This is a genomic window from Vibrio sp. YMD68, assembly GCF_029958905.1.
In the GTDB taxonomy this organism is placed as follows: domain Bacteria; phylum Pseudomonadota; class Gammaproteobacteria; order Enterobacterales; family Vibrionaceae; genus Vibrio.
Genome location: NZ_CP124614.1, coordinates 2,326,715 through 2,351,036, shown reverse-complemented (window position 1 = coordinate 2,351,036; position 24,322 = coordinate 2,326,715). Strand labels below are relative to the sequence as shown.

At 45.7% G+C, this 24,322-nt stretch carries 21 protein-coding genes; 18 read left to right on the top strand and 3 right to left on the bottom strand.

Translation table 11 applies throughout. The features are described from left to right. The first annotated feature begins 78 nt into the window (after positions 1–78). From QF117_RS16565 to flhB, 9 genes are all read left to right on the top strand, one after another. On the top strand, positions 79–2,148 hold the full coding sequence (locus tag QF117_RS16565; RefSeq protein WP_282386914.1) for a flagellar hook-length control protein FliK: 2,070 nt from the start codon (positions 79–81) through the stop codon (positions 2,146–2,148). 45 nt (positions 2,149–2,193) lie between these two features. After that, on the top strand, positions 2,194–2,691 hold the full coding sequence (gene fliL, locus QF117_RS16560; RefSeq protein ID WP_282386913.1) for a flagellar basal body-associated protein FliL: 498 nt from the start codon (positions 2,194–2,196) through the stop codon (positions 2,689–2,691). A gap of 7 nt (positions 2,692–2,698) precedes the next feature. After that, positions 2,699–3,754 carry a flagellar motor switch protein FliM gene (gene fliM, locus QF117_RS16555; protein WP_017033254.1) on the top strand — a complete coding sequence of 352 codons (1,056 nt, stop codon included), beginning with the start codon at positions 2,699–2,701 and terminating at the stop codon, positions 3,752–3,754. A gap of 16 nt (positions 3,755–3,770) precedes the next feature. Further along, on the top strand, positions 3,771–4,184 hold the full coding sequence (gene fliN / locus QF117_RS16550) for a flagellar motor switch protein FliN (RefSeq protein WP_282386912.1): 414 nt from the start codon (positions 3,771–3,773) through the stop codon (positions 4,182–4,184). A gap of 88 nt (positions 4,185–4,272) precedes the next feature. Continuing rightward, entirely contained in the window at positions 4,273–4,656 is a 384-nt protein-coding gene (fliO, locus tag QF117_RS16545; protein WP_282386910.1) for a flagellar biosynthetic protein FliO, read from the top strand. Then, the gene (fliP, locus tag QF117_RS16540) at positions 4,643–5,530 is read left to right on the top strand and encodes a flagellar type III secretion system pore protein FliP (protein ID WP_282386908.1); all 888 of its coding nucleotides are present in this window, start codon (positions 4,643–4,645) and stop codon (positions 5,528–5,530) included. Before fliO ends, fliP begins: the two co-directional genes overlap by 14 nt. A gap of 12 nt (positions 5,531–5,542) precedes the next feature. Then, on the top strand, positions 5,543–5,812 hold the full coding sequence (gene fliQ, locus QF117_RS16535; protein ID WP_282386906.1) for a flagellar biosynthesis protein FliQ: 270 nt from the start codon (positions 5,543–5,545) through the stop codon (positions 5,810–5,812). Between the two features lie 9 nt (positions 5,813–5,821). Continuing rightward, positions 5,822–6,604: a flagellar biosynthetic protein FliR gene (gene fliR, locus QF117_RS16530; protein WP_282386904.1), complete on the top strand. Its 783-nt coding sequence runs from the start codon at positions 5,822–5,824 to the stop codon at positions 6,602–6,604. Between the two features lie 56 nt (positions 6,605–6,660). Then, positions 6,661–7,791 (top strand): flagellar biosynthesis protein FlhB, encoded by a 1,131-nt coding sequence (flhB, locus tag QF117_RS16525; protein ID WP_282386903.1) that lies wholly within the window; start codon positions 6,661–6,663, stop codon positions 7,789–7,791. Between the two features lie 74 nt (positions 7,792–7,865). Here the strand turns inward: flhB and smrB are convergent, their stop codons facing one another. Then, positions 7,866–8,396, bottom strand: coding sequence for an endonuclease SmrB (smrB, locus tag QF117_RS16520; RefSeq protein ID WP_282386902.1), 531 nt, complete (start codon positions 8,394–8,396; stop codon positions 7,866–7,868). Positions 8,397–8,482: 86 nt separating this feature from the next. Between smrB and prmB the strand changes: the two genes are divergently transcribed. Both prmB and aroC read left to right on the top strand, forming a co-directional pair. Then, positions 8,483–9,415: a 50S ribosomal protein L3 N(5)-glutamine methyltransferase gene (gene prmB / locus QF117_RS16515; protein ID WP_282386901.1), complete on the top strand. Its 933-nt coding sequence runs from the start codon at positions 8,483–8,485 to the stop codon at positions 9,413–9,415. A 358-nt stretch (positions 9,416–9,773) separates the two neighbouring features. Next, on the top strand, positions 9,774–10,859 hold the full coding sequence (gene aroC, locus QF117_RS16510) for a chorismate synthase (RefSeq protein WP_282386900.1): 1,086 nt from the start codon (positions 9,774–9,776) through the stop codon (positions 10,857–10,859). An 89-nt stretch (positions 10,860–10,948) separates the two neighbouring features. On the opposite strand, the gene QF117_RS16505 is transcribed toward aroC, so the two are convergent. After that, positions 10,949–11,572 (bottom strand): trimeric intracellular cation channel family protein, encoded by a 624-nt coding sequence (locus tag QF117_RS16505; RefSeq protein ID WP_282386899.1) that lies wholly within the window; start codon positions 11,570–11,572, stop codon positions 10,949–10,951. Between the two features lie 226 nt (positions 11,573–11,798). Between QF117_RS16505 and QF117_RS16500 the strand changes: the two genes are divergently transcribed. From QF117_RS16500 to QF117_RS16490, 3 genes are all read left to right on the top strand, one after another. Continuing rightward, positions 11,799–12,338, top strand: coding sequence for an elongation factor P hydroxylase (locus tag QF117_RS16500; protein WP_282386898.1), 540 nt, complete (start codon positions 11,799–11,801; stop codon positions 12,336–12,338). Positions 12,339–12,347: 9 nt separating this feature from the next. After that, complete coding sequence (locus QF117_RS16495; protein ID WP_282386896.1) at positions 12,348–12,611, top strand: YfcL family protein; 264 nt, start codon at positions 12,348–12,350, stop codon at positions 12,609–12,611. Positions 12,612–12,780: 169 nt separating this feature from the next. Beyond that, entirely contained in the window at positions 12,781–13,305 is a 525-nt protein-coding gene (locus tag QF117_RS16490; protein ID WP_282386894.1) for an NADPH-dependent FMN reductase, read from the top strand. Between the two features lie 78 nt (positions 13,306–13,383). Here QF117_RS16490 and mnmC read toward each other — a convergent pair whose 3' ends face one another. Next, a complete protein-coding gene (gene mnmC, locus QF117_RS16485) occupies positions 13,384–15,450 on the bottom strand; it encodes a bifunctional tRNA (5-methylaminomethyl-2-thiouridine)(34)-methyltransferase MnmD/FAD-dependent 5-carboxymethylaminomethyl-2-thiouridine(34) oxidoreductase MnmC (RefSeq protein WP_282386893.1) in 2,067 nt (688 codons plus the stop codon). A gap of 127 nt (positions 15,451–15,577) precedes the next feature. Here mnmC and fabB point away from each other — a divergent pair, with 127 nt between their 5' ends. From fabB to QF117_RS16465, 4 genes are all read left to right on the top strand, one after another. Continuing rightward, positions 15,578–16,789, top strand: a complete 1,212-nt coding sequence (gene fabB, locus QF117_RS16480; protein WP_017036027.1) for a beta-ketoacyl-ACP synthase I — start codon at positions 15,578–15,580, stop codon at positions 16,787–16,789. A 257-nt stretch (positions 16,790–17,046) separates the two neighbouring features. Further along, the gene (locus QF117_RS16475) at positions 17,047–18,192 is read left to right on the top strand and encodes a 4-phosphoerythronate dehydrogenase (protein WP_282386887.1); all 1,146 of its coding nucleotides are present in this window, start codon (positions 17,047–17,049) and stop codon (positions 18,190–18,192) included. Beyond that, a complete protein-coding gene (locus QF117_RS16470; RefSeq protein WP_282386885.1) occupies positions 18,176–19,189 on the top strand; it encodes an aspartate-semialdehyde dehydrogenase in 1,014 nt (337 codons plus the stop codon). The genes QF117_RS16475 and QF117_RS16470 overlap by 17 nt, the downstream gene beginning before the upstream one ends. A 448-nt stretch (positions 19,190–19,637) precedes the next feature. Further along, complete coding sequence (locus tag QF117_RS16465; RefSeq protein WP_348984839.1) at positions 19,638–24,257, top strand: FimV/HubP family polar landmark protein; 4,620 nt, start codon at positions 19,638–19,640, stop codon at positions 24,255–24,257. The last annotated feature ends 65 nt before the right edge of the window (positions 24,258–24,322 follow it).

Sequence of the window (24,322 nt, the reverse complement as noted above, 5' to 3'; positions counted from 1 at the left end):
ATTTTTAGCATCGTCTTACCGCCCGTAATCCTGATTGAGTATGGCTTAACCCGTTTTCTTGCTGAGAGTGTGACCTGTATGAATATTAATCTAAAGCCAGTTTCCGATAGCCCTAATACAAAATCTGTCCAGTCAGGCTCTGATTCAGCATCGACCTTATCAGAAGGGGCCCCGTCAGAATCTGGAGGATTTTTTGCCAAGCTGTCTGCCATGGTAGGTGGATTGATGGACGGTGGTGAGACAAAAGGCAACGAGGGAGCGTCCACTGAAACCTCGGTTAAGGCTGGCGAAAAGTCTGAAAATTCAGAAGGTAACGCAAAAGCCATTAAGGGCGGCTCTGCTGATGAAAGTGCCGACGAGATGCTTAAGCAAGTGAGTGAGTCGGATGCATCAACAGAATCAACAAAAAGTGCAAAGAGCAGTGGTGACGATGCGGATATGGCTGCGGTAAAAGGTGATGTTGATAAACAGAAGCAGAGTGCGGAAAGCAATCGTCGTGATGAAGCGGCGAAGACCGTCAGTGAAAGTGATGAATTGTTGGGTAGGCTCAACGAATCAAATAATGCACTGAAAGACAAAGACGGCAAGCCATTGCCTCAGCAAAGTGAAATCAGCGACAGTCAACACTCAGAAGTAACAAACATGGTGGCACAAGGGGCATCTTCAGAGGGCAATAAAGTTCGTGGTGATGTCGATAACCAAACCGATCAAGAAGTGGCACTCAACGCTCAGAAATCTCAATCCGTTGATAAAAATCACTCAGTGCAACAAGAACAAACAGACGCTATTCCTGACTCTATTAAGCCATTTATTGAAAACGAACAGGCCGCTGCTTCCGGCGAGCCTCTTTCAGATGAGTCATTGACAGAAATGTCACAACAAACGGTGGGTAAAGGAAACAATCAAACTTCTGTATCTGAAGAATACATTGTGGCTGCTGTGATGGCAAAACATGGCGTTAATGGCCCTCAGTCTGGTGAAGGGAATACGCAGATATCCGCGAAATCGGGCATAGAAGGTGAACAGGTATTATCTGGTGATTCGGCTATCGATGTTGAAGCCACGGATGCCACTCAAGCGGCCAACTCAGCACAACAACTTGGATCTCAGCAGTTCGTCTCCGAACGCACAGCCTCTCAACCATTATCTGACGGCACAACGAACGCTCAGAATAAAACAGGCTTGTCAGAGCAAGAAGCCGCAGCGGCTGCAAGTTTAGGCGCGGGAGCCATTGCGTGGAATAACCCAGCAGCAGTAGAACAAGCGAACTTGGAGCAAGCGGCTCTGCAAACTGGTCGATCACAGGGGCAACTTCCTCAAACACAAGCTGCGGTTGCTGCGTCCGTTCAGCAGGCTTTGAATCAGTCGCCGCAATCTATGTCTTCACAAACCATGTCTTCACAATCTATGTCTCCACAAATGGTTGATAAGTTAGCGGTTGAAAATATGGCTTCAGCCATGCCTGCGGATTTAACTCAAAATCAACTCCAACAAATGATTGCTGTCAATGGCGCCATTCCACCGGGGGTGCATGGACAAGCCAACAATCAAGCTGCGTTGAAAGCCGCTCTGGGCTTGAAAGCGGCCAATGGCATTAATCAAGGCCAGTCTGTTGATCCTAAAGAGGCAGCATTGGCACAGCAAATTGCTCAGGCAACGGGACAGCAACTTCCGCCCGCCGCAAGAGCGGAAGCCGCACAAGCTCAGGTTCCTCTACCGTTAAGTCGAGATTTGGCGGGTGAGCAAGTGGCAGAACGAGTTCAAATGATGATGTCAAAGAACTTAAAGAACATTGATATCCGCCTGGATCCACCAGAACTCGGTCGAATGCAAATTCGAATGAATATGAATGGTGATAACACGGCGGTTCATTTCACGGTGACCAATCAACAAGCGAGAGATGTGATTGAACAATCCATGCCTCGGCTAAGAGAAATGTTAGCCCAGCAAGGGGTACAGTTAGGCGATACATCGGTGCAGCAACAGAACTCAGGTCAACAACAAGGGCAGTATGCGACCAATGAAAATCAAGGATCAGGTCGAGGATTAGCCAATAATATGGGCGATAGTGACGAAAATATTGATTCAGACACAAAAGTTGATTTGAATGTCACAACAAAGCGTGATGGAATCAGTTATTACGCTTAAACTATACAAAACAAAACGATATAAAAAGAATAAATAGAGATTGTTATGGCTGATGAAGAATTAGAACAAGAACAACCGAAAGGGAAAAGCAAACTCCTGATCATTATCATTGCAGTGGTGGTATTACTGGTTGGTGGCGGTGCCGCTGCATTTTTCCTTATGGGATCCAGTGACTCTGCCGAATCTGGGGCATCCGCTGAGGCGAAAGCGGCGTTGCCGGCTGATCCTGTGGCGTACGTCAACATACCTCAGCCGTTTCTCTTTAATGTGACCGGTGATAAACGCGACCGGTTGGTTCAGATAAAAGTCCAACTGATGGTACGCGGAAGCGAAAATGAAAATCTCGCCCGTTATCATTCACCTTTAATTGAAAGTGCGCTATTGGGTACGTTTGCCTCGGCAACGGTCGATCAGCTGCGCAGTGTGGATGGTCGAGTAGAGTTAAGAACGAAGGCCAGCGAAGATATTAAAGCCAGCCTGACACGAGCTGTCGGTCATCCCGTGATTGAACGTGTATTATTTACCGATTTTGTAATTCAGTAGGTGTGAAGTGACTGATCTATTAAGCCAAGACGAAATTGATGCTCTCCTTCATGGTGTAGACGATGTTGATGAGGCCGAAGATGAAGTAGAAGTGGATAATGCCTCCGCGGTTAATTTTGACTTCTCTTCTCAAGACCGAATTGTTCGTGGTCGAATGCCAACGCTTGAGCTTATCAATGAGCGTTTTGCCAGACACCTTCGGATCAGCTTGTTTAACATGCTTAGAAAAACCGCCGAAGTGTCGATTAATGGCGTACAAATGATGAAGTTTGGTGAGTACCAAAACACATTGTATGTACCGACCAGTCTTAACATGGTGCGTTTCAGACCATTGAAAGGTACGGCGCTTGTCACGATGGAAGCAAGATTAGTGTTCATCTTGGTAGAAAACTTCTTCGGTGGTGATGGCCGCTTCCATGCACGAATTGAAGGCCGAGAGTTTACCCCAACAGAAAGACGAATTGTTCAGCTGTTACTCAAAATAGTATTCGAAGATTACAAAGAAGCCTGGTCACCGGTGATGGGGGTTGAGTTTGAGTATTTGGATTCAGAAGTGAACCCAAGTATGGCGAACATTGTTAGCCCGACAGAAGTGATTGTGGTGAGTTCATTTCATATCGAAGTGGATGGTGGCGGTGGTGACTTCCACGTTGTGATGCCTTACTCCATGGTTGAGCCTATTCGTGAATTGCTCGATGCGGGTGTTCAGTCGGATAAGATGGAAACCGATATTCGTTGGAGTTCAGCATTACGTGAAGAGATCATGGACGTTCCCGTTAATTTCCGGGTGAATTTACTGGAGCAAGATATTTCGTTACGTGACCTGATGGAGCTTCAAGCGGGTGATATTATCCCGATGGTCATGCCTGAACATGCCACCATGTTTGTCGAAGAACTGCCGACATACCGAGTAAAAATGGGACGCTCGGGAGAAAACTTAGCGGTTCAAGTTTCAGAGAAAATTAAACGTCCCGATGTAGTTAAAACGGATCTCGCTTTCCTTGGCAAAGACATAATGTCTGAATTCGAGGATGATAACGGCGACGATGAAGATGAGTATTAAGAGTAGGTAATAAAGAATGAGTGAACCAAGTGACGACCAGAAACTAGCAGACGAATGGGCAGCCGCGTTGGGAGAAGATCCATCCGCTCCTGAAGTGGATGTTGATGACATTCTGGCAGCACCGCTTGATGAGTTACAAGATACCTCTTCGCCAATATCAGAAGACGAGCGACGCAAGCTCGACACGATTTTAGACATTCCGGTGACCATTTCTATGGAAGTCGGGCGCTCACAGATCAGCATTCGTAACCTGTTGCAACTCAACCAGGGCTCAGTGGTTGAACTGGAACGCGTGGCGGGTGAGTCATTGGATGTTCTGGTCAACGGTACGTTGATTGCCCATGGTGAAGTGGTTGTCGTCAATGATAAGTTTGGTATTCGTTTAACGGATGTTATTAGTCAAACGGAACGCATTAAAAAGCTTCGATAATCTGGATTCTTAAATCAATGAGTTTCTTAGATAACGGCTAGTTTTAGAACAATGAGATGCTTTTATCAATGACAGAGAAAGCGAGCGAATGAAATACGTAGCACTAGCGCTTGTATTTTTGCCATATAGCGCCATGGCAGCCACAGGCAGTGAATTGGATTTAGCGACTACAGTAGGGTCGCTTTTATTCGTTGTTGCTTTGATTTTTTTGTTAGCTTGGGCGCTAAAGAGAATGCGTGTCCCCACGATGATGAACCAAAAAGGGTTATCGATTGTTCGTCAAATTCCGGTGGGTACTAAAGAGCGTGTTATGATCATTGAAGCGGGGAAAGAGCAGTTTTTGGTCGGTGTGACGAGCCAGTCGATTCAGCTGATTTCAAAACTAGAAACCCCGATCACTCAGGAGGAGTTAGCTTCAGGGTCATTTGCAAATCAGATGAGCCAGCTATTGAAGAAAAATGACCAATCATAATCGTTTTATCCCATTGATTATCGCGAGTGCGTTACTCCTTTTCGCCTCGTTCGCTTTTTCTCCGGTCGCCTTTGCGCAAGAAGAGCTAGATACTATCATTCCTCCCACCGCAGCGGGTGCATCCAATATTACGGTGACTGCGATGGACAGAGACCAAGGAGCATCGAGAACGACGGCATCGGGTAGCGTGAGTGGTGGCGGTGGGATTCCCGCTTTCACTATGACGACGAACCCGAATGGTGGTGAAGATTACTCCTTAAACCTGCAAATACTCGCGTTGATGACCATGCTGGGCTTTTTGCCTGCGATGGTTATTTTAATGACCTCTTTCACACGTATTGTGGTGGTTATGTCGATTCTTCGCCAAGCAATGGGTTTGCAACAAACGCCATCGAATCAAGTGATCATCGGCATCGCCATCTTTTTGACCTTCTTCATCATGTCGCCGGTGATCAATGAGATTAACGAAAAAGCGGTTCAGCCATATTTAAGTGAGCAAATTCTTGCCAAAGACGCATTTAGCATCGCTCAAGAGCCTTTAAAGGCCTTCATGTTAAAGCAAACACGGATTAAGGATTTGGAGACTTTTGTTAATATTTCAGGCTCTGAGGTTCAAAACCCTGAAGAAGTGTCCATGGCGGTACTGATACCCGCCTTTATTACATCCGAGTTGAAAACCGCGTTTCAAATCGGCTTCATGCTGTTTTTGCCATTTTTAATCATTGACTTGGTGGTCGCGTCTATATTGATGGCAATGGGTATGATGATGCTCTCTCCTATGATTGTGTCGCTGCCATTTAAGCTCATGCTTTTTGTCCTGGTTGATGGGTGGAATTTAATACTGTCCACGTTAGCCGGTAGTTTTGTCGTGTGACGGGAGATAACGATGACTCCTGAGCTGTTTGTAGAAATATTTAGAGATGCCCTATGGATGGTATTGATGTTGGTGTGCGCCATCATCATTCCAAGCTTATTGGTCGGCCTGGTTGTGGCGGTGTTTCAAGCGGCAACATCGATCAATGAGCAAACATTGAGCTTTCTGCCTCGTCTTATTATTACGCTACTTGCCCTGATGTTGTTCGGGCATTGGATGATGCAATCGATGATGGAATACTTTTTTAGCATCATTGAACGACTGCCTCAGATCCTCTATTAAGTTCCCGTTATGGAGTATCCAACCAGTACGGTCTTAGAATTTATTGCCAACTACTTTTGGCCCTACACCCGAATTGCAGCCATGCTGATGGTGATGTCGGTGACTGGGGCTCGGTTTGTCCCTACTCGCGTTCGTTTATATCTAGGTTTGGCGATCACCTTCGCTGTATCTCCAGCCATACCGGAAGTTCCTACTGAGATTGAACTGTTCTCGCTTCAAGGTTTTCTTGTTGTACTTGAGCAAGTAATTATCGGTGTGGCGATGGGCACCATTACTCAGTTTATGATCCAAACCTTTATTATTCTCGGGCAGATATTGGGTATGCAATCCAGTTTGGGTTTTGCTTCAATGGTTGATCCTGCAAACGGACAAAGCACCCCATTACTGGGTCAGCTATTCATGTTTTTAGCGACGATGTTTTTCCTCTCAACCGATGGTCATTTAAAAATGATCCAGCTGGTGGTGTTTAGCTTTAAAAGCTTGCCGATTGGTTCGGGTTCGCTCACTACCGTCGATCATCGAGAAATTGCGCTATGGTTAAGTATCATGTTTAAAGTGTCGTTGAGCATGGCACTTTCAGGCATTATCGCCTTGCTGACCATCAATCTATCGTTTGGTGTGATGACGCGTGCAGCGCCCCAGTTGAATATTTTCTCCTTGGGTTTTGCGTTTGCTTTATTGGTCGGCCTTCTCATTTGCTGGTATATCGTCAGTGGACTCTTTGCCCATTACGAGATGTTTTGGGTTCAGGGTGAGCAACAAATCTGCCGATTGATAAGATTGGACTGTTAAGAAGTCATTAAGCTCATTGGCGAATACGCTCATCGACGACAAAATAGGAGGATCTGATGGCAGAAGATTCAGGTCAAGAACGCACAGAAGACGCAACGCCCAGACGCTTGGATCAGGCCCGTGAAAAAGGGCAGGTTGCAAGGTCTAAAGAGCTAGCGTCGGTTTCCGTTTTGATTATGGGCGCAATTTCCCTGATGTGGTTTGGTGAGGCACTGGGGAAAGAGTTATTTGAAGGAATGAGCCGACTCTTTTCTTTGAGTCGAGAAGAAGTGTTTGATATGAGCAAGCTCGGCGATATCGCTAATGGCGTGCTCGGCAGCTTACTTGGCCCCCTTGTTTTGATTCTGCTTGTCTTGTTTGTCGCCGCCCTTATTGGCGCAGCAGGGGTTGGTGGGGTGAACTTTTCGGTGAAAGCGGCGATGCCCAAAGCCTCAAAAATGAACCCTTTGAGTGGTTTAAAACGAATGGTGGGCATGCAAAGTGCTGTCGAACTGCTTAAGTCGATACTTAAGGTTTCTTTAGTGTCTGGGGTTGCTTTTTATCTGATTGACGCTTCCAAAGAAGATCTTTTTCAGCTGAGTATGGATGTTTACCCGCAGAATATTTTCCACGCTCTCGACATTTTATTAGATTTTATTTTGCTCATTAGCTGCTCACTGCTCATTGTGGTTGCCATCGATATACCTTTCCAGATTTGGCAGCATGCGGATCAGCTTAAAATGACCAAGCAAGAAGTGAAAGATGAGCACAAAGACACAGATGGTAAGCCTGAAGTTAAAGGGCGAATCCGAATGTTGCAACGTGAAATGGCTCAGAGACGAATGATGGCCGATGTGCCAGAAGCGGATGTGATCATCACCAACCCAGATCACTTCTCAGTGGCGTTACGGTACAAGCAAAATGTAGATAAAGCCCCCGTAGTGGTTGCGAAGGGCGTTGATCATATGGCTTTAAAAATTCGTGAAATAGCCAGAGAGCATGACATTTATGTTATTCCTGCACCGCCACTGGCTCGTGCGCTTTATCATACCACCGAGTTAGAACAAGAGATTCCTGATGGGCTGTTTACCGCAGTGGCTCAAGTGCTTGCTTATGTTTTCCAGCTCAAACAGTTTAGAAAGCGTGGTGGTCAACGTCCTAAGTTGGATGAAGACACCATGACGATTCCAACGGATCTTCGCCATTGATGTCATCTTGCTTAAACCTTAAACCTTAAACCTCAACAAAAGATGTCCAAAGGGGATGACAGGTTAAAGTGAGATTACTTTTCAGGAATCGATAACAAAATGAGCAAGGCGCCTGCGCCACCAAACTCAAGAGGAGCTTGGTGAAAAGCCATCACATCAGGATGCTGAGCAAGCCACAGTGGCGATTTTTGTTTGAGGATATGTTTACCAATACCGTGTTGTACACAAGCACAATGCACATCGTTTTTGATGCAATACGCAATCATCGCCCCCAGTTCTCGCTTCGCTTCTTTTTGTGTCATCCCGTGCATATCTAAGAAAACATCAGGCACATACACGCCACGTCGAAGGCGCTTCACCTCATAAGTAGACACATCATCACGAGCATATCGTGTTGGCCCGTCTTGACTGAGAAGCGGAACAAACTCATCGGAGAAATAAAATTCAGTGTCGCTGGCTTCACGAGCGGTGCGTTTGACTTCTTTTTGTATAGGGTTTCTTTTTGGAGGCTGGACTATGGTATCCTGTTGCAACTTTTTTACGCCCTTTACTGCGTCGGTGAATAACGCGAAATCGTCATCAAAATCGGTGTCTTTTTTGCTCATGTTTGGCTCATTGTCTTGCTCGAAGCTTGAATAGCTTAACGTATTAAACATTATTAGCAGTATTGTAGCGCTTTTCGGAGGCAATTTTGGATAAGATTTTTGTAGAAGAAGCGGTATCGGAACTTCATACCCTTCAAGATATGATTCGTTGGACAGTCAGTCGTTTTAATGCCGCTAACTTATTTTATGGTCACGGTACTGATAACGCATGGGATGAAGCCGTACAGCTTATCCTTCCAACGTTATATTTACCTATTGATCTTCCTCCGCATGTGTTGAATTCTCGCCTCACAAGCAGTGAGCGTTTGCGTATCGTTGAGCGTGTTGTGAAGCGTATAAACGAACGTACTCCGACCGCGTACCTCACCAATAAAGCGTGGTTCTGTGGTCTTGAGTTCTTCGTTGATGAACGTGTACTTGTGCCTCGCTCTCCGATTGCTGAGTTGATTGAAGCGCAATTCCAGCCTTGGCTAACCGAAGAGCCAACCCGCGTCATGGACTTGTGTACCGGTAGCGGATGTATTGCTATTGCTTGTGCGCATGCTTTCCCAGATACAGAAGTCGATGCGATTGATATTTCAGTTGATGCTCTTCAAGTGGCGGAGCAAAATGTTCAAGACCACGGAATGGAGCAGCAAGTCTTCCCAATGCGTTCTGATCTGTTCCGTGATTTACCACAGGAAAAATACAGTCTGATCGTATCGAATCCACCGTATGTGGATGAAGAAGATATGAACAGCCTACCAGATGAGTTTACTCACGAGCCAGAGCTGGGTTTGGCAGCCGGTACCGATGGTCTAAAATTGGTACGCCGAATTTTAGCCAATGCGCCTAATTATCTAACCGAAGACGGTATTTTAGTGTGTGAAGTGGGTAACTCAATGGTGCATATGATGGAGCAATACCCAGATATCCCATTTACTTGGATAGAGTTTGCTAACGGTGGCCATGGCGTATTTATGCTTACCCGACAGCAGCTTGTGGATTGTGCCGATGAGTTTGCACTGTACATCGATTAAACGCTAATCGAGAAGAGAAAACGTCAACCTTGTGTTGGCGTTTTTTTATGCGTGGTCATTATTATACCAATCGTAGTAAATCACTGTTCACCCTAGCTGGTTAAAATACTCGATAACTGCGTTAGAATTTTTGATTGTAGAATAACTACTTATCAAAAATAAACCTCCATGTCCTTAAGTCTTTTTCCTGCGCAATTTCTGATCACTTACTTACTTTGATTGGTATTATTGTTGGTACAAAATAGTCAATTAGCTCAATTTTAGGGGTTTACATCAAACCGTAATAAAGCCACTATGAAATAACTAAGAATTAAAGTGTAAAGCCCACTATACAGGGCAGTATGAGGTTGAGGACGCAATGGCAGGAAACAGTATCGGACAACATTTCCGAGTGACGACATTCGGAGAAAGTCACGGTATCGCACTAGGATGTATTATAGATGGATGCCCACCAGGACTAGAAATTACTGAAGAAGATCTACAAAAGGATTTAGACCGTCGTCGTCCGGGCACTTCTCGTTATACCACTGCACGTCGTGAAGCCGATGAAGTGAAAATTTTATCGGGCGTATTTGAGGGCCAAACGACTGGTACGTCTATTGGTCTACTCATTGAAAACACAGACCAGCGCTCAAAAGACTATTCAGAAATAAAAGACAAGTTTCGCCCTGGTCACGCTGATTACACGTACCATCAAAAATATGGAGTACGTGATTACCGTGGTGGAGGCCGCTCTTCGGCTCGTGAAACCGCCATGCGCGTGGCAGCAGGCGCGGTGGCTAAGAAGTACTTGAAACAAGAGTTTGGTGTTGAAATTCAAGCGTATCTGTCTCAAATGGGTGATATCTCAATTGATAAAGTCGACTGGAATGAAATCGAAAACAACGCGTTTTTTTGCCCAGATGCTGACAAGGTGCCAGAGTTTGATCAACTGATCCGCGATCTTCTTAAAGAAGGGAACTCAATCGGGGCGAAGATCCAAGTCGTCGCGACTAAAGTGCCGGTGGGTCTTGGTGAGCCAATTTTTGATCGATTAGACGCAGACATTGCTCACGCACTCATGAGCATTAACGCCGTGAAAGGGGTCGAAATTGGTGATGGTTTTGATGTCGTTAGCCAGAAAGGCAGCGAACACCGTGATCCATTAACTCCGGAAGGTTTCAGCAGCAATCACGCGGGCGGTATTTTGGGGGGGATTTCTACTGGTCAAGACATTGTGGCAAGTATTGCACTTAAGCCAACGTCCAGTATTACCGTTCCTGGCGACACCATAACCAAAGACGGCCAAGCAACTCAGCTCATCACCAAAGGTCGACACGACCCTTGTGTTGGTATTCGCGCCGTGCCGATTGCTGAAGCGATGTTAGCGATTGTATTGCTCGATCACCTTCTTCGTCATCGTGGTCAAAACTTTGGTGTTACGACTGAAACGCCTAAGATCTAACACAGATTACATGAAGTAAATAAAGGGTTGGCATAGGCTAACCCTTTTTTGTGCTTTTAGAATACTGCCGATTAAAGTCAGCAGAGGTATTAATGTAAAGAGCCTTCACCTTCCAAATGAAACGAAGGCAAACGCCACTTGAAGTGCACCGCTGCCATTCTTACGCTATACCCGATGACGATAGTCATGATGGTGGTGGTAATATCACTCACCCCGAACTCTAGCAATGTGAGATAAACGCCCGAAGCCAACAGCGCCACCGAGGCGTAAAGTTCTTCATGCAGCACTAGCGGTGTTTGCCTGCAAATTAAATCACGCAGCAAGCCCCCAAATACGCCAGTCACCAATGCAGACACCATACAAATTCCGGGATGAAGCCCCATGCTCATGGCGACTTTAGTGCCGATGATACTGAACACGATTAACCCCAGGGCATCCAAGCGTATAAATAGCCCTTTCAGTTTTATGACCCATTTTGCTAACCCCGTAGTAATCACCCCAGCAATGCATGTAATGGCTAGAAATTCAGGGTTCTCGACCCAACCGAGCGGGTAGTGACCGAGTAAAACATCTCTGACTGTACCGCCACCAATGGCCGTGGCGCTGGCAACTAACATAACCCCAAACCAGTCCATTTTTTGTTTTCCGGCGCTGAGTGCACCCGTCATGGCTTCAGCCGTGATGCCAATGATGTACAAAACACTGAGTAGCATTGCATTATCTCTCGTTAAATAGAACACCCTGAATGCGGGGGTTGTCAGATAAAAATGAAGCGAGAGTTTAGAGCCAAATGTGGTTGGTGACGAATGAAAAATTGTACCTCAAAGGTGGGCTTCAGATTAGCTATAGTAATGCTTTTTTACATTCGACGTAGCGCTTTACCTTACGCATAAAACAAAGCAAAATACGTGCGTTAACCGCTATCTTTATTAAAGTGCCATGACCCATCCAAAACATACGTATCAAGACTTAATCACCCTCTTCAATGATACTTTTTTTGACGCCTACAACACCAAGCTAGAACTTGGTGGCGATGAGCCGATCTATCTGCCAGCAGACGAGCAAACACCACACCACCGTATTGTGTTTGCTCGTGGTTTTTACGCCTCAGCGCTGCATGAAATAGCGCACTGGTGCGTAGCAGGACCAAAGCGTCGATTATTGGAAGATTTTGGCTACTGGTACGAACCGGATGGCCGGACAAAACAGGTACAGGCGGAATTTGAAAAAGTCGAAGTGCGCCCGCAGGCTTACGAGTGGATCATTGCGACAAGTGCAGGCTTTCCTTTTACCGTCAGCTGTGACAATCTACACGGCGATTTTGAACCCGATCGCTTAGCCTTTATGAATACGGTTCATAAAGAAGTGATGGGGATTTTGAAGCAAGGGCTACCCGAGCGAGTCATGATGCTCTCTGAAGCCCTTCGTCAGTATTATCAAGTTGAGCCGTTATGTGCTGACCAATTTATCGTGAAATAAGAGATAACAATGATTATAGAATTTGAAGAAAAGCTAATAGAGTTGATTGATGCACGCATTGAATCTGCTTCTGACGATGAACTGTTTGCTGGTGGGTATTTACGAGGCCACATTTCATTGTCAGCCGCTTCATGTGAAGAAGATAACATTGACGATATAGCGGAGCTGAAAACTCGAATAGTTCAAAGCCTTGATGAAGCAAAAACAGAGCTCACCCCCGCAGATCGAGTGATTGTGAATGATCTATGGGTGGAGCTAACGGATCAGTTATAGAGCTCAGCCGTGGTAGAGAGCAACAGTTGTAGAGAGTATGCAGTTGTAGAGAATATGCAACGAGCCTTTGTTCAATTTTACTGAATAACTTGTTATGACTCTTGCTGTTGAATGAAAGAACAATTCGGTTATTCTCTGTTGCAGATGTTTACGATTAAGGAACAACGTCATGAAAATTATCGCCTTTGGTGCCAGCACAAGCTCTACGTCCATTAATAAAGCGTTGGCGACTTATACCGCTAATTTGGTAGAAAAAGCGCAAGTAGAAGTTCTTGATCTCAATGACTATTCCGTTCCTATGTTCAGTGAAGATGTAGAAAAAGAGATAGGTAAAGCGGAAGGCGCTCTGCGCTTTATTCACGATTTATCTCGAGCGAATGCCTTTGTTATCTCATTTGCGGAGCACAATGGTCATTACCCTGCGGCATACAAAAACTTGTTTGATTGGGCGACTCGTATCAAGCGTGATGTCTTCGCAGATAAACCCGCTGTATATCTTGCTACTTCACCGGGGCCTGGTGGTGCCAAAAGTGTATTAGCTGCGGCTACCGGCTCTGCACCGTACTTTGGTGGCAATGTCGTGGCGTCGGTTTCTATACCGAGCTTTTACGAAAATTTTGACGTTGAGACAGGCGCGATAATCAACGATGATATCGTCGCTCAGCTTAAAGATGCGGTCAGTAAGCTTAGCTAACTGACTTGATCTTTCCAAATACAGATTCAAGCAAAAAGCCCGAACGTACTAAGCGATTCGGGCTTTTTGCTTTTGGGGTTAAGCTTTTTTATCCGATACCCAGCCAGCCGTCAGTGCTTTTCCTTTCCTCAACCGTCTTACCCACATTCGGCTCGGGTGAATCGCTTCTAGAACATCAACAGGCAGTGGTAAAGGATCGCCACAGATTTGTGATGCCAGTACTTCCGCTAATAATGGAGCAGAGCTTAACCCGCGAGAGCCTAAGCCGACAAAACAATAGAGGTTTGGGTAGCTTTTGACAGGTTCAACAGTATCAAGAGAGTCTCGCTTAGGGTTGAAATTATGGAGGTTTTGATACTGTTGTGTAATGGCATCAAAGTGACCAACATTCCCCACAAACGGGAGGTGATCGCGGCTAACACTGCGTATTCCTTGTCGAGATTGATTACCACTGGTGTCAATGTCGTTGGCCCATTCTTGTGTTGGTAGGCATGCGGCCAACCGTTGACCATTGTGCGCTTGTACTTCACGATCAAACTCTTGATTGATATTACTCTTATCGTAGTTAGCCCCTATGCAGTGGTGTCCGTTCTTTGGGTTCTGTGGTGTCAAATACCCATCGAAGCATAAGACTGTTTTTAATTTCCTCAAATTCTCTGTTGTTGGCACATGACTGACCTGACCTTTGACTGGGGTCAAGGGAATGGCCTTAGTGGGTTCTAATTGACTGAACTTATGCCCGTTGGCGACGACCACTTGGTGGTGATGAGTGGTCACCACCCCCCTAGGCGTTGTTATGGTCAGTGCCCACTTTTGCTCTGATTCCACCCAAGAGATTGAATCCACATGGTGTTCATAATGCACTGTTAATGCGCGTTCTTTTTCAAGTTGGTTTAGCAAACCTTGGGTTAATTGCAATGGGCTTACCCAGCCCCCAAGTGGAAAGTGAACGCTTTCCATATCGGTGTCTAGGCCTACGGTTTGGTTAGTTTGCTGAGCGTCTTGTCTGGTGATTAAGTCGGTATGAAAGTGACCAGCGAGCATGCGTTCGAGTTTCTTACGTGAGGTATCGTTCCACATTAGGATATTGACACCACACCAGTCATGGTCAAAGGCGATGTTTTTGCTTGACTGATTAATAAATTGACGAGCAAACAACAAGCCTGGCCCAAAGACACGAGATACATTGGATTTTTCTTCGCTCAGAAGTGGATAAATCGCCCCCTGATTGTTGCCTGATGCATTACCTGCGGCCGCTTTATGTTCATTGTAAAGGGTCAGCGTTTTATTTCGTCTCGCGAGTGTTTTCGCTAAGGCAGCACTGGCAATGCCTCCCCCAATTATAGCGATATCCTCGTTGTGGCTAGGCTCTGACAAAGCAAACCATGGCTTAATGTTGCTGGCTGGAGCCTTAATCGGCAAATGACCCGCAATCATTTCTCGCTTGGTGCCAAAGCCTTTCACTTTTTTCATCTCGAACCCTGCTTCAATCAGCCCTCTACGAACGAAGCCTGCTGCTGTGAATGTGGCGCAGGTGCAATCTTGTTTAGCCAGTGCCGCCATGCCATTGAACAGATCTTGATTCCACATTTCTGGGTTTTTGCTTGGGGCGAACCCATCCAGAAACCATGAATCTACAAGTCCTAGTTTCGGAGTGGGTACGAGTGGCATACACTCTTTGATATCGCCAAACCACAGATCGAGTGTGACGGCACCATCGTCTAAAACAATACGATGACATTCTGGGATGGCAATAGGGTAGTATTGCTGTAACTTCTCTGCATATTGAGCCAACTCAGGCCATGCTTGGTGAGCTTTGATGAGATCAGTGATCGTGATCGGGTACTTTTCAAAACTCACAAAATGCAACTCTTTTACTGCGGACTCGGGGTGCTGTTGTCGAAAGGCATCAAATCGGTGCCAAGCCGCTAGAAAGTTCAAGCCAGTGCCGAATCCGGTTTCTGCAATAACAAAGCGTCGCTGATTAAGGTTTTCCCAGCGAGCGTCAAGGTTGTTTTGATCAAGAAAGACATACCGAGACTCTTCAAGGCCATTTGCGTTGGAAAAATAAACATCATCAAACTGGTCAGAAACGGGTGTTCCCGTCTCATTCCATGCGATCTGAGCGTGAGTTATTGAAGTCATAAAGATTGAAATTCGCAGTGTTGGGCCATATATAGAAAGAGATTGTACGAATTTATAGGAAAGCTGACCACTTTTGTTCGCCTTCTTAGTTATTATCTAGCAGAATTTTGAATTATAGGAATGTCACATGAAACGAGTCGTAATCACCGGTATGGGTATTGTTTCAAGTATCGGTAACAACGTCGAAGAAGTTTTAGCGTCTTTAAAAGCAGGTAAATCAGGTATCACAGCTTCAGAACAGTTCAAAGAAAATGGCTTACGTTCTCAAGTTTGGGGTAACCTTAAAATGACGCCTGCAGACCATATCGATCGCAAGAAAATGCGATTTATGGGTGATGCGGCAGCGTTTGCATACCTTTCTATGGAACAAGCCGTTGCGGATTCTGGTTTGACTGAAGACCAGGTTTCAAACGAGCGTACTGGTATTGTTGCAGGCTCAGGTGGCGCATCGTCACTGAACCAGGTGAACGCGGTTGATATTCTTCGTAACAAGGGCGTTAAACGTGTTGGACCTTACATGGTTCCACGTACCATGGCTTCGACGGTTTCTGCGTGTTTAGCCACGCCGTTTAAAATCCGCGGTGTTAACTACTCAATGAGTTCCGCTTGTGCAACATCAGCGCACTGTATCGGCCACGCTATGGAGCTTATTCAACTGGGCAAGCAAGATGTCGTTTTTGCGGGTGGCGGTGAAGAGCTAGATTGGTCTTTGACCATGATGTTTGATGCAATGGGTGCACTTTCTTCTAAGTACAATGACACACCAGAGCAAGCGTCTCGCACCTATGATGCAGACCGTGACGGTTTTGTTATTTCTGGCGGTGGCGGTATGCTCGTGGTCGAAGAGTTAGAGCATGCTCTCGCTCGTGGCGCGAAAATTTACGGTGAAATCGTCGGTTACGGCGCGACGTCTGACGGCTACGACATGGTCGCTCCTTCAGGTGAAGGCGCAGTACGTTGTATGAAGATGGCCATGCAAGATGTCGATGGTGTTGATTATGTGAACACTCACGGTACTTCGACGCCCGTTGGTGACGTGAAAGAGCTTGGCGCTATTCAAGAAGTCTTTGGCGGAAACAGCCCTGCAATATCAGCAACGAAAGCGATGACAGGTCACGCACTTGGTGCTGCTGGTGTCCATGAAGCGATTTACTCAACGCTAATGTTAGAGCACGGATTCATCGCTCCTAGCATTAATGTTTCAAACCTAGACGAAGCCGCTGAAGGCCTTGATATCGTGACTGAAACACGTGAACAGGCGCTCACTACAGTGATGTCTAACAGCTTTGGTTTTGGTGGTACGAACGCGACACTAGTCATCAAAAAGTACCAAGGCTAATAACTGAATGACGCTCAAGTGAGCGCACCAGTTTCCAGAGCTGACCGCCTTAGTTGATAGGGCGGTTGAACAGACGCAAATTTTGTCCCACGGAGAGCGGGACAAATTCCTTTTGTTCTGGATGTTTCGCCCGATTCCTTTTGGAGTCGGGCCTTTTTATTTCTGCTCGACAGAAGCATTGGTTTACACAAGCTTTAGTTTTAAGCACAATCACTTGAATCATTTTCTTTGTTTTTTAGTTCATTACGGTTACCACTATGAAAATTCTCATTGATGAAAATATGCCTTACGCACAACAGCTGTTTAGCCAGTTGGGTGAGGTGATACTCAAGCCCGGCAGAACGTTAACCGCAGAGGATCTGGTTGATATTGATGCGTTAATGATTCGCTCGGTAACAAAGGTCAATGAAAGCCTGATTGCCAAGGCCAATAAGCTTAAGTTTGTGGGCACCGCAACCGCTGGGATGGACCACGTTGATCAATCGTTATTGGAATCGAAAGGCATTCAATTTACCGCCGCCCCTGGTTGTAACAAGGTAGGCGTTGCGGAATACGTTGTCAGTGTGATGATGGTATTGGCTCAGCAACATGGCTTTTCAATCTTTGATAAAACGGTTGGGATTATTGGCGCTGGGCAAGTTGGCAGTTATTTAGCGCAGTGTTTGGAAGGCATCGGTATCCAAGTGCTGATCAATGACCCTCCTAAACAAGATCAAGGCGACTCTCGAGCATTCACCCCATTAAACGATTTGCTCGAAGCTGCGGATATCATCTCTCTTCACACACCAATCACGGCAGATGGCGAACATCCTACGCACCACTTGATCAACGACGCTATACTTCAACGTCTTAGAGCGGATCAAATTCTGATTAATGCAGCACGAGGGCCGATTGTTGATAATCAAGCGTTAAAACAGCGTTTACACCGCCAAGATGGCTTTATTGCCGCGCTTGACGTATTCGAATTTGAACCGAAAGTTGATATGGATCTGCTTCCTCTGTTAGCATTCGCCACCCCGCATGTGGCTGGTTACGGTTTAGAAGGAAAAGCCCGCGGCACGACAATGATATTTAATTCGTACTGTCAGTTTTTAGGCAACACATTAGAAGCCGATGCTCCCGATTTATTACCCGATGCGCCAATTTCTCAATTAAAGTTAGAACGCGAATGGGATGAAGCAACACTGAATAATATTACCCAGTTGATATATGATGTACGCAGAGATGACGCAGTTTTTCGTCGTGAAATTGCGAAACCGGGTTCGTTTGATTTAATGCGAAAGCAGTATTGGGACCGCCGTGAATACAGTGCGGTCACGTTAGTTGGTGGTGAAGATTGCAATCTACAACCACTGGCTGATCTAGGTTTTAACGTTGAGGTAAGTAATGAGCCAACAATTTAATGTTGCGATATTAGGCGCAACAGGTGCAGTCGGTGAAACGATCATCGAAGTATTGAAAGAGCGTGAGTTTCCGATTGGAGAGCTGTACTTGCTTGCCAGTGAGCGCAGCGAAGGTAAAACATATCGCTTTAATGGTAAAACAGTAAGAGTACAAAACGTCGAAGATTTCGATTGGTCTCAAGTGCATATTGCTCTTTTCTCGGCAGGTGGTGACTTGTCTGAGAAGTGGGCGCCAATTGCGGCAGACGAAGGTGTGATTGTTATCGACAATACCTCTAAGTTTCGATACGAATATGACATCCCTCTTGTTGTTCCAGAAGTCAACCCAGAGGCGATTGCTGAATTTCGTAACCGTAACATCATAGCCAACCCAAACTGTTCAACCATTCAAATGGTGGTGGCGTTAAAACCTATTCACGATGAAGTGGGTCTTGAACGCATTAACGTTTCAACGTATCAATCAGTCTCTGGCGCAGGCAAAGCTGGTATTGATGAACTGGCGGGGCAAACGGCAAAACTACTCAATGGTCAGCCAGCAGATACGTCGGCATTCTCTAAGCAAATCGCATTTAACTGTATTCCTCAAATTGATGAGTTTACAGAAAATGGCTACACTCGCGAAGAGATGAAAATGGTATGGGAAACGCAGAAAATCTTTAATGATTCCTCTATCACCATCAATCCAACTTGTGTTCGAGTTCCGGTTTTTTATGGCCACGCAGAATCTTTGCACATAGAAACTCGCTCACCGATAGGTGCTGAGCAAGCCATTCAATTGCTAGAAGATACCGATGGTATCGAAGTATTTCAAGGCAATGAGTTCCCAACTCAGGTTGTCGATGCGAACGGTAAAGATCACGTCATGGTAGGGCGTATCCGTAACGATATTAGCCACCATAGCGGAATAAACATGTGGGTAGTTGCAGATAATGTGCGTAAAGGCGCAGCAACAAATGCGGTTCAAATCGCTGAACTCTTAATCAGAGACTACCTTTAGTCCCACATTGCCGTGAATATTAGAGCCTCACCACTGTGTGAGGCTTTTTCTCTGATTGGGTCTAATTCGAGCAGAAATCTGTGAGATTCCTGCTAATATTCCATCCGCCACACATTTTTTGCCTCTCATCCTATAGTTTTACTCGGTTTATCCGATATATTTAACAGATCATAACTTTTTTCTCATAAGCACAAAACTGAGCCTTTATATGCGTCAAATTTTAAAACGACTATTATTGCCGTTAGCAATAGTTGCCGTGACTCAGACTTCTATCGTTAGTGCAGAAAGCATTCGCCTGAAAGGTCCAAATGGTGAGGTACAACCCTCTCCCCAGTTTTCGGAACAAATCACACGTTCACGCAGCAGTGAACCCGCTCAATTTTATGGGCCTACCACTGGCACAGACACGCTATGGAGAATAGCATCTCAAGTTAAGCCTTCCCCGAACTTGTCAGTCCAACAAACTTTGTTGGCTATTTATCAATTAAACCCCCGTGCATTTGAAGATCAAAATATTCACAGTTTGATTCCGGGGAGCAATTTACGCATTCCATCATTAGCCCAAGTGCAAAACGTTTCTACGCAAGAAGCGGTGAATGTGATGGCCGCACACCAGGCCAAGCTCACCGGTAAGGCTACACCAACACCTGTAGAGGTAGCGGCTGCCACCCCAGATCCAGTCAAAGAAACAATAGCCCCAAGTGATGTTAAGACTAACAGCACAGACAATCAGACAAAGGTCGTCGCCCCAACTCCGACCGTTTCACCAGCACCAGCGATAAAAGACACGCAAGTTGAAATGCTGAAAAATGAGTTGGACCTTTCTGAAAGCGAATTGATGGCGTTAGAAGAAAAAAATCACAAATTACGCTTAATGCTGTCTGAAGTTCAATTAGAAGTGGATGGCTTAAAAGATGAACTCGGAGATGAAAATAGAATTCGCTCAGAAGTAGAAAAACTACTTCAAGAAGAGCGTGATAGGCTGGCAGAGCAGCAAAAGCTAAAACCATCGCTTCTGGATCAACTACTAGCGAATAACCTGTTTGTTGCAGCGATGGCGATCATACCTGGGCTTATTATTGGGTTGATTGTTATTTTGTTGATTGGTCGTCGTTCGAAGAAAAATGAACAGGAAGAATCTATTGTCACTAAAGAGGCATCAGCATCTCAAGCGCCTGTTGTCCCACCTTCAAACTTGGATGAGAGCATCGACGATGATCTCCTGCTTGATGACGACTTGTTTAGTGATAATGATGAGATAGAGCCAGAGTTTTCTGATGACATTGATTTAGACGATTCGAACGCTGAAGACGATATATTCGCGGGCTTAGATGACGATGATTTAGATTTCAGCCTAGAAGATGAAGATGGATCCGATCCGTTTGCAGACATCGCTGATAATGGCGATCTCGATGCTGATATTGAGGATATAGATACAAGCTCAAACGGCATTAGTGTCAACGCTGATGATAAAGCACTTGGGCTCGAGGAGATGGAGCGAGCGCTGGATGAAGCCTCGACCGATGAATCCAATGATGACGATGCTTTTGACCTGTCTGATGACGGCGAAATGTCTCAGGATGATATCGAGGCTCTATTATCTGGCGATCAAGAGACCGAAGACCTCGCTGACGATGAATTAGATCAATCGTTACTCGATGAACTACTCAGTGAAGCAGCCGATGACGCTGACAGTGATGATACATTTGATATCGATTCGCTATTGGAAGAATCCGCGGATGATTTCAATCTTGATGTGGAAGAGCCATCTAATGATGATATCGACGATATATTGGCGTCAGTAGAGACAGAGGATGAATTTGATTTAAGCGATGCACCGCTTGCCAGTGATAGTGAAATCGATGATCTGTTTGCGCAGATTGAGTCTCAAGCTGATCTCGAATCGTTAGAGCAGCAGTCTATTGATGAAACCGCTTTGCTCGATGAACTTTTAGAAGAAGATCAAGAGATTGACGTTAGTTCTGACAGTACCGACTTATTGGATGACCTGTTGTCTGAGTCGGATGCTGCAAGTACAGCAGAAGATTCGGAGGATATTGATATCAGTTCTGATAGCACGGATCTGCTTGATGAGCTGTTGTCTGAATCCGATGATGAGAGCGAGCTTGATATACGTGACGAGTCGACACAAACCCTTGATGAAGTTATTAATGGAAGTGATGAACTCGATAGCGACCCGATAGAAATCGAAGACGACAGCATCGATCTATTGGACGAGTTGATTGACTCGGCAGACTCGACCCCGACTCTAGATGAAACAGAAACATTAGATGAATTGCTGGCGTCGAGCGATGATCTTGAATCCGATGGTACAGAACTGTTTGATGAACTGTTGGAGATTGAACAGCAAGGGTTAGAAAGCGATAGTGAACATGATGCTCAAGTCGACGCGATGGAAGATTCGTCGAGAGAAGAACAGCCGACTGAAGAACAGTCAATAGAAGAGCAAACGATAGAGGCTGAGCAAGACAATCTTATTGGCGATGATTTACCGACACCAGACGTTGTGGAAACGGATATTGCTGAGCACAATGCTAAAGAACCAGAACCAGAACCAGAACCAGAACCAGAACCAGAACCAGAACCAGAACCAGAACCAGAACCAGAGTCAGAGTCAGAGTCAGTAGAGTTTGATAGTGAAGACTTTATTGATGACATGCTGAGTTCTGCCCCGCAGTCTGATCCATTACTGGACGCTTCCGATCCTTTAGATTCTGATTTCAATGATGAATCGAGCATCTCTGAAGAGTTAGAACCGGCTTTCAGTGTTGAAGACGCAGCACCAGAACTCGGTGATGCCCTGCAAGTTGATGATGAAGCAGACCTAGGTCTAGATGAAGAATCTGTGGCAGATAATTTGTCATTAGATGTTGACACCGATTTAACCGAACTAAACCATGCAGAGCCAGAGCCAGAGCCAGAGCCAGAGCCAGAGCCAGAGCCAGAGCCAGAGCCAGAGCCAGAGCCAGAGCCAGAGCCAGAGCCAGAGCCAGAGCCAGAGCCAGAGCCAGAGCCAGAGCCGACAGCAATACCGAACGAATTTGGCACGCCGCAGGATGACGACTGGTTAATAGACGATGAACTGGATTCTCCGAAAATCGAAGCGGAAAGTGTTTTAGCTAATGAGGTATTAGCTGAAGAATTACCTGATCCAGTCGATGACTTCGAACTGCCTGATGTCGAATTTGGCGGAGAGTTATCGGATCAGGTGCTAAATGAAACGGAAGCGCCAGAAGAAGACGATTCTCTAGATGGAACTCAAGCACTGGAAGCTGAATCGGTAGAAAAAGCGTCAGAGACTGTGTCTGAAGCCATTTCAGATGAACTCCCAGAGACGTTTGATGAACTGGATCTTCCAGAGTACACAGAAGAAGATGCGTTGGCTGAACTGCCAGTGCACGAAGACGACATAAATCCTTTCGGTGATGCTGAGTCTTTAAATGAGACTGACGCACTCGAAGACATCGAGATGCTAGATGAAGTAGAGGCGGTTGAAGACGCTGGTGATGAAGAAGAAGCTGAAGAAGAAATAGGTGCTCAAGAAGAGGTCGAGACTCAAGAACAAGTAGAGGCTCAAGAAGAAGTCGATACTCTAGAGGCGATTGAGACTCAAGAAACTCAGGGACAAGAAGCACCTGACATTCAAGATACAGTCGAAGCACTAGACGCTGAATCTGCGGAAGAAATGCCAGAGCCCGCTTCTGATGAATTGCCTGAAACGTTTGATGAGTTAGAGCTTCCAGAATATACAGAAGAAGATGCGTTGGCAGAGCTGCCAGTGGATGAAGGCGATGTAAATCTTCTCGGTGATGCTGAGTCTTTAAACGAGGCCGAGGCGGTTGAAGACATTGAGACGCTTGACGAACGAGAGGCGGTTGAAGACGCTGGTACCGAAGAAGAAATAGGTGCTCTAGAAGAGGTCGAGACTCAAGAAGAAGTAGAGAGTCAACAAGCAGCGGATACTCTAGAGGCGATTGAGGAACAAGACACTCAGGGATCAGAAGCAACCGAGACTCAACAGACAGGTGAAGCTCCGGAAACTGATTCGGTAGAAGAAATGTCAGAATCCGCTTCTGAAGTCATTTCTGATGAACTGCCCGAAACCTTTGATGAGCGAGATTTACCCGAATACAGCGAACAAGAAGCCTTGGCAGATATGCCCATTTCATCGGACACCTCAGGCGATGTAATAGAACAAGGCAGTGATGAACCCGAGGTTTTCGATGAAGTCGACCTTCCAGAATACAGCGAAGAAGATGCCTTGGCAGATATGCCTATCGAGCCAGAAACTTCAGAGCCTTCTGGTGTAACGGAATCACCGGATATGTCGCCAGATTTGGAGCCTGATGAAGCCGGTGAAATATCAGAGCAGGATGCATTGTTTGATGTATTCCAAGCTCAAAATCTGGATTCATTGTCTAAAGATGGCTTTGATGAAAGCGCGTTGTCGGAGCTGCTTTCCGAAGATGAAGACGAACTTACGTCAAGTTCATTCTCATTTGATTCCGCCCTTGATGCAAAAACGACCGATAGTGCGGGCATGGACATCGATGCGATGTTGGAAGTCGGTGGCGAGGATTGGAATGGTTTTAATCTATCGGCTGAACAGCAAGCGAATATTTCGACTGACATCCCTGAAGATGAGCAAGCCATCTGGAGTGAAGAAAATAAACCGGAGCAGGCGGTTGTTTCTGACGAAAATTGGGAGCATCAAGAAGATTTTGATTCAAAGGTGGATCAGTATCGGACTATTGATGAATTAATGGCAGAAGTTGAAAGCGAAGAAGCGAATGAATCGAACCCTGATGATGAAGAGTTAAACCTCAACGTTGGGCTTGATGAGTTTCCTGACGTTATTGGTGACATTGGATTTGAAGATGTGGACAGTAACGCCGAAGCCGTAGGTAAAATGGACCTAGCTAAAATCTACATGGAAATGAATGATACTGATGGGGCCATTAAACTACTAGAAGAAGCGATTGTAGATGGCTCAGATACGATACGACGAGAAGCTAAAAGCTTAATTGATGCAATACGACGTGGCTAATAGCCACACAACGAAAGGCAGCGTCTGCTGCCTTTTTTGTTTGTCACATTAGATATTTATTGGTA

What these genes read in the sequence shown, in the direction of transcription:
- QF117_RS16565 (WP_282386914.1), top strand. Translation starts at nt 79, where the DNA reads ATGAATATTAATCTAAAGCCAGTTTCCGATAGCCCTAATACAAAATCT.
- fliL (WP_282386913.1), top strand. Translation starts at nt 2,194, where the DNA reads ATGGCTGATGAAGAATTAGAACAAGAACAACCGAAAGGGAAAAGCAAA.
- fliN (WP_282386912.1), top strand. Translation starts at nt 3,771, where the DNA reads ATGAGTGAACCAAGTGACGACCAGAAACTAGCAGACGAATGGGCAGCC.
- fliO (WP_282386910.1), top strand. Translation starts at nt 4,273, where the DNA reads ATGAAATACGTAGCACTAGCGCTTGTATTTTTGCCATATAGCGCCATG.
- fliP (WP_282386908.1), top strand. Translation starts at nt 4,643, where the DNA reads ATGACCAATCATAATCGTTTTATCCCATTGATTATCGCGAGTGCGTTA.
- fliQ (WP_282386906.1), top strand. Translation starts at nt 5,543, where the DNA reads ATGACTCCTGAGCTGTTTGTAGAAATATTTAGAGATGCCCTATGGATG.
- fliR (WP_282386904.1), top strand. Translation starts at nt 5,822, where the DNA reads ATGGAGTATCCAACCAGTACGGTCTTAGAATTTATTGCCAACTACTTT.
- flhB (WP_282386903.1), top strand. Translation starts at nt 6,661, where the DNA reads ATGGCAGAAGATTCAGGTCAAGAACGCACAGAAGACGCAACGCCCAGA.
- smrB (WP_282386902.1), bottom strand. Translation starts at nt 8,396, where the DNA reads ATGAGCAAAAAAGACACCGATTTTGATGACGATTTCGCGTTATTCACC.
- aroC (WP_282386900.1), top strand. Translation starts at nt 9,774, where the DNA reads ATGGCAGGAAACAGTATCGGACAACATTTCCGAGTGACGACATTCGGA.
- QF117_RS16505 (WP_282386899.1), bottom strand. Translation starts at nt 11,572, where the DNA reads ATGCTACTCAGTGTTTTGTACATCATTGGCATCACGGCTGAAGCCATG.
- QF117_RS16500 (WP_282386898.1), top strand. Translation starts at nt 11,799, where the DNA reads ATGACCCATCCAAAACATACGTATCAAGACTTAATCACCCTCTTCAAT.
- QF117_RS16495 (WP_282386896.1), top strand. Translation starts at nt 12,348, where the DNA reads ATGATTATAGAATTTGAAGAAAAGCTAATAGAGTTGATTGATGCACGC.
- QF117_RS16490 (WP_282386894.1), top strand. Translation starts at nt 12,781, where the DNA reads ATGAAAATTATCGCCTTTGGTGCCAGCACAAGCTCTACGTCCATTAAT.
- mnmC (WP_282386893.1), bottom strand. Translation starts at nt 15,450, where the DNA reads ATGACTTCAATAACTCACGCTCAGATCGCATGGAATGAGACGGGAACA.
- fabB (WP_017036027.1), top strand. Translation starts at nt 15,578, where the DNA reads ATGAAACGAGTCGTAATCACCGGTATGGGTATTGTTTCAAGTATCGGT.
- QF117_RS16475 (WP_282386887.1), top strand. Translation starts at nt 17,047, where the DNA reads ATGAAAATTCTCATTGATGAAAATATGCCTTACGCACAACAGCTGTTT.
- QF117_RS16470 (WP_282386885.1), top strand. Translation starts at nt 18,176, where the DNA reads ATGAGCCAACAATTTAATGTTGCGATATTAGGCGCAACAGGTGCAGTC.